The sequence below is a fragment of the Methanoregula sp. genome, from assembly GCA_026625165.1.
In the GTDB taxonomy this organism is placed as follows: domain Archaea; phylum Halobacteriota; class Methanomicrobia; order Methanomicrobiales; family Methanospirillaceae; genus MVRE01.
This window is the reverse complement of the sequence record CP112999.1, coordinates 1,298,060-1,312,147: the sequence shown is the minus strand read 5'-3', so window position 1 is coordinate 1,312,147 and position 14,088 is coordinate 1,298,060. Positions and strand designations below refer to the sequence as shown.

Here is a 14,088-nt window from a genome sequence, read left to right as displayed (position 1 = left end):
TAATTCAAGGATTTACCGGAACGAGCAGTTCATCAAAAACCTGTCTGTAAAACAAATCAGGTTATCGCCTTATGTATCAATGGTATCCAAAAAAATGGCCGGGACTTATCTGACCAGATAAGAATCCTGATAAGCTTCCCAATCAAACGACTATATATATCAGGGAGTCCTGTCGGATCTCCCGTGGTTGCAGGCTCTTTGGAACAGGTAATGGTGGAGAACTTGAAACTCAAAGATTTCCTTATCGAAACGGGTACGGAAAAAAACCTAATTGAACTCATTCTCTTTCTCAGCGAACAGGCCAGGAACGTCAGAAACGGTTTTTTCTGTACTATCCCCAGGACCCCGTCAGAGGAGATCACACTCAACCAGTTCGGCGAAGAACAGATGGTCCTCGACAAGTATGCCGATGAAATCTTTATCTCCGGCTTAAAGAAGACCCGGCTCGCACGCTACATCGCCACGGAGGAACAGTCCCAGATCATTGAAGTCGACAACCCGAAACATGAGTTCGGGGTCGTCATCGATCCCCTGGACGGTTCATCACTGCTTGATGTGAACCTCTGTGTGGGCTCCATCATCGGCATCTATCCCGGCCATGTCCTCAACAAGGGGCTCTCCATGGTTGCTGCCCTCTATATCCTCTACGGGCCGCTCACAACCCTGACCTTCACCACGGGAAACGGCGTGCACGAGTTCGTGATGAATGAGTCGGGCAATTTTGTACTGCGGCACAAGGACATGAGGATTCCGGAAGGGAAGATCTATGCACCCGGCGCGCTCCGGAAAGATTACCTCCCTGCCCATGCGAAGTGGATCCATGCTCTCGAAGAGGAAGGGTACAAGCTCCGGTTCAGCGGTTGTTTCGTTGGTGATGTGCACCAGATCCTCCACAAGGGGGGCGTCTTCTCCTACCCGGGTTTCAAGGGGAAAGAGAAAGGAAAGCTGCGCCTCCTGTACGAAGCAAACCCGATGGGGATGATCATCTGCCAGGCCGGCGGGGCGGTCAGCAACGGGAAGGATGATATCCTTACCATCAAGCCGGAATCGGTCGGCCAGGTCACCCCGATCTACGTTGGGGGCAGGAAGGAGATCACCCTCATTGAAACGTTAATGAACAAAGCGTGAAAACCAGAGTAGTGATCAGGATTATGAAACAGAACGAGTATGGTCCAATCCCCGGCTCGGCAATCTTTTCCGGTATTTCCGGAAAAAAAGCCATTATCATGGCCGCAAATATCCGCATTGCCTCGGTGGCACAGGGTATTTTTAAGGCGGCGAAAGATACGGATTCTGCACTGTTCATGGAAATTGCCCGGTCCGAGAGCGACTTAAAAGGAGGATATACCGGCTTAACTCCCCGTGATTTCTCTGAAAAGATGCGGGCGGCCGCAAAGGCAGTGCAGTTCGATGCATGGGCACTCCATGCCGACCATATCACGATAAAGAAAGGGGACACATCAGAGATCGAAGGGACAAAACAGCTGATCGATGCCCAGATCGCGGCAGGCTACACCTCCTTTGCCATCGATGCCTCCCACCTCTTCAATTTTGAAGGAAAGACAGTTAAAGACGAGCTCAGGGAAAATATACAGGTCACATCCGATCTGGCACTCTATATCAAAAACAAGATGAAAGGAAAGGAGTTCGGCCTCGAAGTGGAAGTTGGCGAGATCGGCAGGAAGGACGGGGAAGGGCTAATCCTGACAAAACCGGAGGAAGCAGTTGAGTTCATCAAAGCCCTCAACGGGAACGGGGTATATCCCAATGCAATTGCGATTGCCAACGGGAGCACCCACGGGCATACCTACGATGCGAACGGGAATGTGGTCGAGCAGCTCTCCATCGATATCCCCCGCACAAAGGAGATTGCAAAAGCCCTCCGGGACAACAACCTTAAAGTCGGCATCGCACAGCACGGGATCACCGGTACTCCGAGGGACTTGATCAACCTGCATTTCCCCAAGGGCGACATCATCAAGGGAAATGTCGGGACTTTCTGGCAGGACGTTGTCTTTTCCACGCTGAAGGTGTACGAACCTGCGTTGTATAAAGACATCCAGGAATGGACTATTGAAAAATACCGGCCGGCAAATCCCGGGAAGAAAGACCGGCAGATCTTTGACGGCAACTGCAAATTTGCCATAAAGGAATTTTATAAAGAGATCTATTCTGTCGGGGAAGACACCGAACATGCGATACAGGCAATGGCATACGCGGAAAGCCTCGTCTTTTTCAAAGCGTTCAGCTCGCAGGGGACCGCGTCCCTGGTCAGAAGAACTCTTGGGTAAACCTGCACCATAATCTTTTTGTATCAACGGGAGATTTCTAACTGTGAGTTTTTATGTCCAAGACCACTATATCCGTTATCAAGGCAGATGTGGGAAGTTTTCCCGGGCACTCCCGCACCCACCCCCGGCTCCTTGAGAAAGCCGCGCAGATGCTCAGGGCGCAGGAGGGCAAGCTGCTGATCGACTCGTTTGTCACCCACTGTGGGGATGACCTCGAGTTGATCATGACGCATACCCATGGTGTGGACAACGAAAAAGTCCACAAGCTTGCATGGGACACTTTCCTTGAATGCACAAAGATAGCAAAAGACCTCAAACTCTATGGCGCCGGGCAGGACATGCTCTCTGATGCTTTTTCAGGAAACATCAGGGGTTTGGGCCCCGGCGTAGCCGAGATGGAGTTTGAAGAACGCGCCTCCGATCCCGTTCTTGTCTTCATGGCGGACAAGACCGAGCCGGGTGCATGGAACTTTTTTTTATACAAGATCTTTGCGGATCCCTTCAATACACCGGGGCTTGTGATCGACCCGTCGATGCACAGGGGTTTTGTCTTTGAAGTCCACGATTTGATAAAAAAACGCAGGATCATGTTCAGCATGCCAGAAGAGCTCTACAGCATGCTTGCCTATATCGGCGCCCCGTCGCGGTACGTGATCAAGCATGTATTTAAAAAAGATGGAACAATTGCCGCTTCAACGAGCACGCAGCGCTTAAGCCTGCTCGCCGGGAAATACGTTGGAAAAGACGACCCGGTGATGATTGTCCGTTCCCAGAGCGGGTTTCCTGCAGTTGGCGAGGTGATCGATCCGTTCTGCACACCGGTGCTGGTCGCCGGCTGGATGCGGGGGTCCCATCACGGGCCGTTCATGCCGGTCGGGCTCCCCGATGCCAACTGCACCCGTTTCGACGGGCCCCCCCGTGTCCTGTGTTTTGGTTTCCAGGTCTGCAACGGGAAGCTGATTGGGCCGGCGGACATGTTCGATGATCCCGGTTTTGACCGGGTGCGGGCGCGGTGCAACGAACTTGCCGATGTCATCCGGGCACAGGGGCCGTTTGAGCCGCACAGGCTCTCGCTCGAAGAGATGGAATATACCACGCTCCCGTCTGTTGAAAAAGAACTTGCCAAACGGTGGGAGCCCATCGGGGAATAACCGGCATTCAGGCCTTATTTAAAAAAAAAATTCTATTTTCTTTTTCATTCCCTGACAAAAACAGGTTTGGTTGGGTGCATCAGTTCCTGGTAAAGGTTCAACTGCCATAGAGACAAAGCAACTTTTTGGTATGCATACGGTGCCATGAGGGGATATACCCAGTTTCTTTCCCGATAAGCAAACTTTAAATTATCTTGCTCACCAAATTAGGGCAGATGGTTAACGGAATTGTTTTGCCGATAAAAAAAGTTTTTGCCCTCGTGGATTCGAAGATATCCGTTGAGATAAAGGACGAGGGGCGCAAGCTGCAGGGCCGCCTTGTCGCCGTGGACGAATATTTAAACATCCACATGGACGAGACGATTGAGTTTGTGGACAACCAGCGGGGCAGGAGCCTTGGCACGGTCGTGATCCGGGGTAACAATATCTTAACGATCGCCCCGCTTATCTGAGGGACCTATTCACCTGAGGAACCTATGGGAGACCCTGAAGAAGAGGGATTGAAACTGATCCAGTCCAGGCCGGAAGGCGTGCTCCAGAGTGAGCTCTGGAAGGAACTAGGCGTGGACAGCAGGAAATGCTCGCGGATAGTAAAAAAACTTGAAGAGACCGGGCTTATCGACAGGATCGAATACAAAAAGGACGGGGTAAAGACCTACCTTTTACGGGTAAAACGTCTTCCGGTCAACCCGCGTGACCTTCTCGCGGGCGATGAGCTCATACCCTGCATCGGTTGTGAGCTTGAGTGCATTGTCGAAGAATGCCACCCGCTCATGGACTGGATGTACCAACTGGCCATTGTACAGCACGGCAAGGAATAACCTTTTTTACAAAAAATTATTTTCACACTCTTTCGGTATACTCATTACCAATTCAAAAACATAGTACCCTGTTCATCATGGCGAAGTACAAATATCTCCTGGCTCTTCAGGCTTTTATTTTTTTAATACCACTCAATGTCTACATGTGGGGCGACTGGCTGCTGGTCAATGTTCAATGGGCCCTTGTGCGGTACCAGCAGTCTCCTATTGGATCGAGTATCATTCTGTGTTACAAGGATATCTTCTATATACTGGAGGGCAGGACAACCGGGATCTACAACATTCTGGCAGCATCGTCCTGGACGTTAGGCAGTGTCCTCCTGCTTACAGGGATTTTAATCACCCTTTGCGCGTGGATCTACGAACGATCCGGACTATTAAGGACAGCATCCCTTTTTGTGATCGGTGGCGGGATCATGTACTGCTTCTCGGCACTGGGAAGGTTTACCGGTGGTTTTTCCATCCCGATAGGTGTCCCCATCATATTTATCACTGGCTGGTTGCTGTATCACCAGAAACCCGGGCCCGAGGATGACGAGGAGATGTCTGACGAGGAAAATCCAGAAGATACTGAGTGACATGGACCCGGCTTTTTTTTATAGATTTTTCAACCTGATCGATCAATCCCGTCCAATTTCAGTCACCTGAAAACTGATAAGCACCATTTTCTCAACAACTATTTATTGCACAAACCTCCACCTCTAAATAGAAGTGTACCGTCGGTCGAGTGCGGGGAATTCTCATGATCACTGTCCTTTTTGTTGATGATGCCTCCGAACTGATGGCGCACGCCCGGTCCGTCCTTGAGAAATCCGGCGAGATCCGGCTCGAAATCGTCCATTCCACAAAACAGGCGCTTGAAAAGCTGAAATCCCGGGTCTATGACGTGATCGTCTGCTTTGAACAGGTGCCGGATGTCAATGGCATCGAGTTTGTTTCAGATATGAATGGCATCGAATTTTTAAAATATCTCAAGTCGCAGGGAAACGCAACCCCGTTTATCGTCCTTGCCCGGAGGGGAAAAGACAAGGTCGTTATCGCCGAGGTGATCGCCGGATCTGAGCTGCCGCTCCCGAAAACAGGTGATTCCCGCTCGCCGCTGACAGACCTCGTGATGCTTGTCAAACAGACGATGCTGCGCAGGCGGGCTGACCGGGAGATCAAGGCACGGAATGAACAACTGAGTGCCATCCTCTCTGCAACGCAGCTGGGAATTTTCCAGATGCGCAATCATATCCTTGAATGGGTGAACCGCCCATTTGCAGCAATGCTGGGATATGACGAGAGCGCAATCGTCGGAAAAGATATCAGGATGATCTTTAAGAACCATGAGGAGTATGACCAGTTCCTCCGTGATCTCCGGATTAAGAAGGATTCCGGCGGGACGGTACGGGCCGACTGCGATCTCATCAGAAGGGATAAGGTCCCGGTCCCCTGCCAGGTGCAGGCACAGGCAATCGATCCCCATGATATCTCAAAAGGAGGGACCTTCATTGCCACTGACATATCCGAACGCAGGAGGCTTGCCGATGCCCTCAAGGAAAGCGAGGTGAAGTACCGGGAGATGATGCAGAACACCCAGAGCATCATCATACGGATTGATACTCTTGGCAACATTGCGTTTTTGAATAATTATGCCCTCTCGTTCTTTGATTATGCCGCAGAAGACGTGATCGGAAAGAATGTTGTCGGAACGATCATTCCCCGGAAATCGCGTTCCGGCCATGACCTCTCGATGATGGCAAACGATCTCGGGTTCAATGCGGAAGGGTATGCGATCAATGTCATGGAGAACGTAAGGAGAAACGGCGACCCTGTCTGGATTGCGTGGATCAACAAGGCAATCCGGGATGAAGAGGGGCGGATCGTGCAGGTGCTCTGCATCGGAAACGATATCACCGACCGCCGGCGCGGGAGCTCCGAGATCAGGATCAGCACGGATACGTGGAAGGACCAGGTGGTGGCTGACACTGATATAAGGGAGGATGTTTTTGACACCATCTTCCATATCTGCACCGAGATCTCCATTGAAGGCAGGGAGGGTAAGTCAGTAGGGACGACATTCCTTGTCGGGGATGCCGAAAATGTCATGAGCAAGTCCCGGCAGATCATGCTGAATTCTTTTGAAGGCCATCCCCCCGAAATGCGGGTTGTGACCAACCCGGACCTCAAGGAGAACATCAAGGAGTTTGCCCAGCTCGACGGGGCATTTGTCGTCACCGGGGATGGGTTCATTACTGCCTCCGGCAGGTACATCACCGTTGATACAAGCGGCGTAACACTTCCCAAAGGGATGGGAACACGGCACAACTCGGTTGCTGCAATGACCAGTGTCACAAAATCAGTCGGGATCGTCGTTTCGCAGAGCGGCGGAGGGATCACGATTTTTAAAAATGGCCAGATATTAAAAAAGATCAGCCTCTGACCTGCTCCTCCCTGAAATTTTTATTTTAACCGGCAGCACATGCCCGTGTTTGTGCAGATATTCCCGACTGCCCTGAATGCGTCTTCAAGGTCAGGGAAGTTGGGGATGTTTGCATCCCGCAGGATACGCAGCGGGGTCTTCATCGAGTCCCCCCCGATCATGCAGCCTACGATCATCTTGTGGGTATGCTTGGAGAACCGCACGAGTTCATTTGCAACGCGGAGCGGGTCGGAGATCGCGGAGGGGACCGCGATGACAAATGCGACATCCCACAGATCCTGGTTTTTTATCATCACATCGAACGTGCGGGCGTACCGTTCCGCACTGGAGTCCCCGACCATATCGATAGGATTTTCCCGGCTCCAGTCCGCGGGAAGCACGGCATTGAGATCGGCAACAATTTCTTTTGGGAATTCAATAAGGTCAATCCCGAACCGTTCGGCATAATCCGAAGAGAGCACTGCAAATCCACCGGCGTTTGTGATCACCACCGCCCGCACACCTTTGGGATATCCCTCTGAAGCGAGCAGTTCTGCTGCCTGGAACGCTTCCCGTATCGACTGCACCGGGATCACACCCGTCTGACGGAATGCAGCAAGGTATACCTCGTTGCTCCCGGCAAGGGACCCCGTGTGCGACGATGCCGCCTTCTGCCCGATCTTCGATGCGCCGGATTTTATCGCCACTATGGGTTTTTTCGGGGTTATTGTGCGCACGATATCCATGAACCGTTTGCCGTCATGGATCTGCTCGATGTACAGGATGATCGCTTTGGTATCTGGATCGGAACCGGCATACTGGATGAAATCCTCAAACGTTAAGTCGGCCTGGTTTCCCACGCTTACCACCGCAGAGAACCCGATCTCTTCGGGCAGGCTCCAGTCCACGATGGTAGTGATGATCGCACCGCTCTGGGATATAAACGCGATCTTTCCCGGCCGTGGCGATACCGGGTCAAATGTGGTATTAATTCCCTGCAAAGGAAGCATCAGCCCGAGACAGTTCGGGCCCATGATCCGGATGCCGTACCGGGTGGCGATCGACATGACCTGCTGTTCGAGGAGTCTGCCCTCCGGGCCGCTTTCCCGGAAACCGGAGGAGATGATGATGACGAGGGGAATTCCCTTCACTCCGGCTTCCTGCACAATCTGCGGGACGATGCGGGCGGGGACTGACACGACTGCGATATCCACTTCGCCCGGTATGGACCCGAGTGCCGGGTAGGTTTTCCGCCCGAGGATCATCGGGTGTTTTGGGTTGACGGGATAGAGCGAACCGGGAAAGGTGAGGAGGTTCCGCACGATCGCATACCCCACTTTGCTCGGTTCCGGGGACGCACCGACCACAGCGATCGATTTCACTGTCAGCAGGCCGGATATAGCCTGTTTTCCGGTTTGCGTGGGTTCAGGGTGCGGGCTTTCCCCCATATAGATACGTGCATCCACTGCACACCCGCCTTTCCCGTACAGGATCAGGGGATTGATATCAAACTCCGAAATATCAGGGCGCGACAAAAAGAGACTGGCAATGGCTTCAATCATGGCGACCAATGCCTGTTCGTCCCGTGCGGGCTCGTTGCGGTATCCTGAAATGAGGGGATACCCCTGCAGTCCATGGATCATGGAAACAATCTCATTTTTGTCGATGGGGAGCACACGGGTTTCAACGTCCCTGAGCAGCTCCACCAGCGTGCCGCCGATCCCAACCGTGAGCACCTTTCCAAAAGCCGGGTCAGTCTTCCCTCCAATAATCATTTCAAGCCCGGGCGGGAGCTGCTGTTCCACCATCACCCCCTCAATCACCGCGGCAGGTGTTGACCGGGCAGCACTTTTCAGGATCGAATCATATGCCTCGCGGGCCTGGGCTGCGTTTCCGACACCGGTTATCACGCCTATGGCATCGCTTTTGTGGACGATCTGCCGGGAAATAATCTTGAGCACTACCGGATAGCCGATACGGTCAGCCGCACCTGCGGCTTCTAAAGCTGATCGGGCAATCTCATAGCGGGGTACAGGGATTCCGCATTTTTTTAATAACTCGTAGCCTTCTGCTTCCCGGATAAGCGTACTGGACAATTCTTTTCAGTCCTCCTACTACAATTCTTGGCAGGGTTGGTTAAGAGTGTTGTTGTAAAAAATGGTGACTGGTCACATGCCATATGGGTGGTTATCAAGAAGGCACCGGGCCATATCGTTCATTATGGGCACGATATCTCCCTCGTTCTCGTACCGGTCGCGCATCCGTTCAGCAAGGCTCCCGTTCTCGATCCGGTTCCGGATAACCGGCAGGTAGGTCCGTTCTTCATCGGTTGCGTGCTGCCATGCGCAGGCATACAACTGCTCAAGCTCGGGTCGCAAATTACGGGTACCTTCCCTGACAGCCTCTTCAAGAAGGCTGATGAGCCCCTCATGGTCGATGGGAGGCAGTGGTGCGCTGCACCGCAGCAACGCCCGTACAAAAGCACAGACCGCCATATCCGAACGGATACATTCCTGCTCGTCAAGCGCTTTTATCTCAAGACACCTGCGGGAGAACCGGATGATGATACCGCTGGAATTTACCCATTCCTCGCAGAGAATTCCTGCCCCGCATTCCCGGAGGCTGGAAAAAATTTCCTGCTGCATTGCATGGTAATCTGCGACCTCCCTGATCTGCCCGGGGATTATCCTGTTGCATATCCGGGGGATCTCCTTCTGGTTCTCCCGGTAATAAATGAGCCGGTTGTCCGCGTTGCCGGTCAGCCGTCCTTCGACCATGGGTGAGGACGCAGTGACAGCGACAAGACAGGGCAGGAGCGCCCGGATCCGGTTATGCATGCAGACAAGATCATGCTCATGGGCGTACGACAGGTTGATCTGGAGTGCCTGGATATTCAGCCACCCGTGCTGGCGTATGTCAAACAGCCTGTCATAAACCTCATAATAGTCCCCCTCGTCATGATCCCAGACGGCGGTCCTGTCAAGGGTCAGCGTCGGGTGCATACCGAGCCCCAGGAGCTGGTATTTACCGTGGAACATATTGGAAAATTTCCGGATGCCATTATACAGGTGCTCTTCAAGAGGGGCAAGGTTGTGTTCGGGCTTTTTTGGGATGAACTCAAGTACTGTTTTCTGGAGTTCCTTTGAAAGCTTTACGTCCCCGAAGAGGATCTCGCTCTCGACCCGCCCGCATATCTTTTTTATGATCTGGTCTGATACCGGCCGCGGGTTAAACTCCATATCATTGATGGAGTATTCATGTTCAGTTCCAATGGTCATGGGAAAATTCACGTTTTGAGGAGGTGCGAGACAAGGGTCTGGTAGACCGAAGGATAACACGTATCCTCACCGCTTTCAAGCGATGGGTTATCATTCACTTCGATTACGTAGGCATCCCCGTTATTATTTTTGATATCGACCCCGTAAAGTCCCTTCCCTATGGCATTTCCCGCGTCTATCCCCAGCTGGATCACATGGGGCGGGACATGATCCGGTGGGATGGATTCAACACCGCAATAGACAAGGTGCCCGTTCACGGAAGCCTGGATCTTGAAGGTTACGGAGGGGATGGTATATTTGCAGGCGTACAGGAGTTTTCCGTCAAGCACACCGACACGCCAGTCATATTTGCTTTCAATGAACTGCTGCACTACGATCCAGTCCGACATTTTGATGAACCTCCTTGCCACTTTGAAAAAATCTGCAACCTCGTGGACTTTCTCAACCCGCAGCGAGAACGAGGTGGATGGTTCCTTGACAACCAGCGGGGAACCCAGCTCGTCAAAAAGGCGCGCCACAGTCTCGACGTTGAGGTCATTTTTTGAGAGAAAAACCGTCTCCGGGATCGACACCCGTTTCTTTTTCAGGTGGGAATACATGTTGATCTTATCGGAACAGATCTGGATTGACTCCGGGTCATCGATTACCGGGATCCCGTGGAAGCTGGCGATCCGTGCCGCGACATACGTGATGTTCATCGGGTCGGTGCGGGCGCGGATGAACAGGGCGTCCATCTTTTTGATCTTGTTGATATCGACCGGGAAGATAAAATCGACGTTATGGCCAAGCCCTTCGGCTACGTCCCGGCACCGGATGAGCGCGGTGAGCTGCTCGGAATTGGAAAGGGTTTTCCGGTCGACAAAGATGCCGAGCCTGCTCATAGGAACTCCTGGTTTGCAAGGTATGCGGAGAGCAGAACCCGCTCACCTTCAGAGAGCTGCGCATAACGGGTTGGTGAAAGGGAGGAGAGGGCGTAGTCCGTGCCGTTCCTGATAAAGACCAGTTTTACCAGAGGGATATGGAACAGCTCATAGATCTTTTTAGCATGCTCTGATACAGCGGGGCATGTGCCAAGGGTCCGGCCGAAGATCGCGATGCACGTGGAGATCTCTGATCCTTCAGGATATTTCTGGTAACAGAACGGATATTTCCCGTTGTTGGTGATGTGCCGGATCACCTCCTTTGCCTTTTCGTTATCATTGATGACGAAATAGTCAAGGGTGGTGGAAAAATAGTTCAGCCCGTACAGGATAGCGGGGAGGGGGACATATGCCTGCGAGATCCCCCACTCGCATACGGGGACTCCGGCCGATGCTGCCCGTTCAAGGCAGAGGGGGATCACGTAGGCATCGAGGACTGCACTGCTGCGTGGCTCCACCTGTTTTCCTTCAAGTTCATGCTTAAGGATCGTGTAGTAGGGCTCTGTCTTGTAATAGTAGTTTTCAGAGATGACGTGGTGGATATCGTTGCGCCTGATAACAAAGAGTGAATCCTTCAGCAGCCCCTGGTCCCGTTTTACCGGTGTTTTTATCCCGTTCTTCCTGGAAGTGGCGGGGACACTGACGGGCTGGGGCAGAAGGCCCTTCTCCCTTTCAACAGGAAAAATCCCCTGCACCTGTCCGGGGGCAACCGGGCTGGAAACCCTGCCGGGTTTCAGGACACCCGGTCGCTCCATCCGTTCATTCATGAAAGGATCAGCCCGGACTCTGGGTATGTACATGGGATGGAGGCTGAAGGGGATATTTTTTGTAAGGGGATGACCGTGAGTTTATGAGAAACGCAGTTGAGGACACCAGTGACAAAGAGGCATAAATGCCTGGCCCGTTCTCTCAAATACAGTTGACGCTGAAACCGTATAGAAAAGGAGAAGAACCGATGGTTCTCATCGTCATCATCATCGCTGAGGAGACTTTCGCCCATGTATGAACACTAATCCACAAGAATTGTGGATTATTTGTTGTATGTACTATGCATGAAACAGGTTATTAGAATTTTTGGGTACTGGAACAAACGTGACAGGGTAAAAAAAATCAGAAATTTTTAATCTGGCATGAAAAAGCCGGGACTTTCTCATCAGACCTGCCTGAAAGGCTCTGCCTCTCATTCCTGTTTAAAAAAAAAGAGTTTTAACAGGCTCTGTAGAAAACCTCGTTTCTATTATCCACATTGCCCTGACTTGTTCCAGTGATATCGCATTGCGGGGGATGCGGCAGCGGCGGGGGCAATGTAACCCGAAGACATCCCAACAGATGTCTTCTCGTGCTCCTTTACAGTCGCATATCGAAGACATCCCAACAGATGTCTTCTCGTGCTCCTTTACAGTCGCATATCGAAGACATCCCAACAGATGTCTTCTCGTGCTCCTTTACAGTCGCATATCGAAGACATCCCAACAGATGTCTTCTCGTGCTCCTTTAGAGTCGCATATCGAAGACATCCTGATGGATATCTTCTCCAGTTTGCCCTTCCCTGCGTGAACGGCAGAAAGGTCGAAACCATTGATATGGTTTCTCCAATCAATCCTCGCTTTCCAGCGACGATTAATTCCCCCAAGAGCGTTAGGAGCCGAAATTTCTAAGCATTTCTACAGAGCCTTTTAAAGCCGTGTTAATAAACTTCATTATCTTATATCACCATCAGTAATATATCATGCACATCCCGACTCCCGATGAGTTACGGAGCCGGCGCGAGATGCTCGGGATGAAACAGACCGAGATAGCCCAACGCGCCGGCATCAGCCAGTCGATGGTTGCGCGGATAGAAGCAGGGAATGTGGACCCGCGGGTGAGCACGCTCAACAAGATCATCACCGTGCTCAACAGCGCGGAACAGAAACGGGTGACCGCTTTGCAGATTATGCACACACCCGTGATCGCGGTTAACCCCGGGGATTCGATCACCCGGACGCTGGATATTTTTGAAAAGAACAACATCTCCCAGTTGCCGGTGATCGATAATGGCGTACCGGTTGGCTGCATATCGGAGTCTGTCATCGTCAAGGCAATCGGGCAGCAGCGCCTCCATAAGGTCCAGCCTTTTTATGTGCGGGACTTCATCGAGCCGGGTTTTCCAACGGTTCCCCCGGATATGGATATTGAGACGGTTATCGATATCCTGCAGCAGAACCATGCGGTGCTCGTCATTGACGGTGGAGCAGTACGGGGTGTGATCACAAAGCATGACCTGATCTCCCTGCTCACCTGATACCGGAACAGGGAACAACAGCACGATGCCGGTCCAAAAAGAACAAAAAATCAGGGTATAGTCCCAATTAAACCACTAAAAAAAGAAAAGTCAGGGGCAGGAATGTTACCTTACCCAAAATTATTTTTGATTTTTGGAAAGGGAATGCGGTTTTTATTCTTAATAAACACCCGCTTGTGATAGTTATCGGTGTCACCAGGCCATCAGAGCTTTGAAACAAGGTCTCTGAGAATTACTGCCGGTTCGGGTGCTTTCACGACACTGGACGCGAGCAATACCCCGTCGGTTCCCAGATCAACGGCGATCTTTACGCATTCGCCGGACTGGATGCCTGCCCCGGTCAGCACTTTCACGTTCCCGTTCACCGCATGCACGGCGGCAACGGACCGCCTGATGATCTCCGGGTTGGCTTTTGAGACCGAAACCCCGCTGCCGATCAGCTCCGGGGGCTCGATTGCAACATAGTCCGGACCTAGCGCTGCTGCACCGGCACTTGTGCTCTCGTTATTTGAGCAGACGACGGCGACCAGTTTCTGGGCTTTGAGCGCACGGACTGATGCCTCGATATCGGCAAGGCTCAGGCGGCGCTCCGAGTGGTTGACCAGCGAACCGTTCGCACCGGCAGCCTTGATCGCGTGTGCAGTGATCTGCGAGGTATGGGCGCCGGGTTCCGTGCCATCCACATGCTGGGCATAGACCGGGATCATAAAATGATGGGCGAGGGGGTGGAGGTCGATATACGACGGTGCGACACCAATGGAGACGCCACTTTCCTGCGCGACCATCTGCGCTGCCGTGGCTATCGCATGGGCACGGGTACCCATCCCTTCTTTGTACGTTTTGAGGTTGATGAGGATCAGCGGTGAGGACATGGTTACTTACTCCCAGACTGTAATGTAGCATTCCGGTTGAAAATTGATGAATATTTGGGAGCGGCTT

The 14,088-nt window shown here is 52.3% G+C and carries 13 protein-coding genes; 8 read left to right on the top strand and 5 right to left on the bottom strand.

Going from position 1 to position 14,088, the window contains the following annotated elements; genetic code table 11:
* Window positions 1-222: 222 nt before the first annotated feature.
* The 7 genes from OS112_06880 (at window position 223) to OS112_06850 (ending at window position 6,688) form a co-directional block, all read left to right on the top strand.
* Window positions 223-1,128 (top strand): fructose-1,6-bisphosphatase, encoded by a 906-nt coding sequence (locus tag OS112_06880; GenBank protein ID WAC04192.1) that lies wholly within the window; start codon window positions 223-225, stop codon window positions 1,126-1,128.
* A 23-nt stretch (window positions 1,129-1,151) separates the two neighbouring features.
* Window positions 1,152-2,291 carry a class II fructose-bisphosphate aldolase gene (locus tag OS112_06875; protein WAC04191.1) on the top strand — a complete coding sequence of 380 codons (1,140 nt, stop codon included), beginning with the start codon at window positions 1,152-1,154 and terminating at the stop codon, window positions 2,289-2,291.
* A 53-nt stretch (window positions 2,292-2,344) separates the two neighbouring features.
* Window positions 2,345-3,442, top strand: coding sequence for a fructose-1,6-bisphosphate aldolase/phosphatase (gene fbp / locus OS112_06870; protein WAC04190.1), 1,098 nt, complete (start codon window positions 2,345-2,347; stop codon window positions 3,440-3,442).
* A gap of 215 nt (window positions 3,443-3,657) precedes the next feature.
* The gene (locus tag OS112_06865) at window positions 3,658-3,894 is read left to right on the top strand and encodes a ribonucleoprotein (protein ID WAC04189.1); all 237 of its coding nucleotides are present in this window, start codon (window positions 3,658-3,660) and stop codon (window positions 3,892-3,894) included.
* 24 nt (window positions 3,895-3,918) lie between these two features.
* A complete protein-coding gene (locus tag OS112_06860) occupies window positions 3,919-4,263 on the top strand; it encodes a MarR family transcriptional regulator (GenBank protein WAC04188.1) in 345 nt (114 codons plus the stop codon).
* Window positions 4,264-4,340: 77 nt separating this feature from the next.
* Window positions 4,341-4,841, top strand: coding sequence for a hypothetical protein (locus OS112_06855; GenBank protein WAC04187.1), 501 nt, complete (start codon window positions 4,341-4,343; stop codon window positions 4,839-4,841).
* Window positions 4,842-5,005: 164 nt separating this feature from the next.
* Window positions 5,006-6,688: a PAS domain S-box protein gene (locus OS112_06850; GenBank protein ID WAC04186.1), complete on the top strand. Its 1,683-nt coding sequence runs from the start codon at window positions 5,006-5,008 to the stop codon at window positions 6,686-6,688.
* Between the two features lie 20 nt (window positions 6,689-6,708).
* Here OS112_06850 and OS112_06845 read toward each other — a convergent pair whose 3' ends face one another.
* The 4 genes from OS112_06845 to OS112_06830 form a co-directional block, all read right to left on the bottom strand.
* The gene (locus OS112_06845; protein WAC04185.1) at window positions 6,709-8,763 is read right to left on the bottom strand and encodes an acetate--CoA ligase family protein; all 2,055 of its coding nucleotides are present in this window, start codon (window positions 8,761-8,763) and stop codon (window positions 6,709-6,711) included.
* A 72-nt stretch (window positions 8,764-8,835) separates the two neighbouring features.
* Entirely contained in the window at window positions 8,836-9,945 is a 1,110-nt protein-coding gene (locus OS112_06840; protein WAC04184.1) for a glutamate-cysteine ligase family protein, read from the bottom strand.
* An 8-nt stretch (window positions 9,946-9,953) separates the two neighbouring features.
* Window positions 9,954-10,826 carry an ATP-grasp domain-containing protein gene (locus OS112_06835; protein WAC04183.1) on the bottom strand — a complete coding sequence of 291 codons (873 nt, stop codon included), beginning with the start codon at window positions 10,824-10,826 and terminating at the stop codon, window positions 9,954-9,956.
* Complete coding sequence (locus OS112_06830) at window positions 10,823-11,632, bottom strand: RimK-like ATPgrasp N-terminal domain-containing protein (GenBank protein WAC04182.1); 810 nt, start codon at window positions 11,630-11,632, stop codon at window positions 10,823-10,825. The genes OS112_06835 and OS112_06830 overlap by 4 nt, the downstream gene beginning before the upstream one ends.
* Before the next feature lie 962 nt (window positions 11,633-12,594).
* Between OS112_06830 and OS112_06825 the strand changes: the two genes are divergently transcribed.
* A complete protein-coding gene (locus OS112_06825; GenBank protein ID WAC04181.1) occupies window positions 12,595-13,149 on the top strand; it encodes a CBS domain-containing protein in 555 nt (184 codons plus the stop codon).
* A gap of 203 nt (window positions 13,150-13,352) precedes the next feature.
* On the opposite strand, the gene tpiA is transcribed toward OS112_06825, so the two are convergent.
* Window positions 13,353-14,021 carry a triose-phosphate isomerase gene (gene tpiA / locus OS112_06820; GenBank protein WAC04180.1) on the bottom strand — a complete coding sequence of 223 codons (669 nt, stop codon included), beginning with the start codon at window positions 14,019-14,021 and terminating at the stop codon, window positions 13,353-13,355.
* Between the last annotated feature and the right edge of the window lie 67 nt (window positions 14,022-14,088).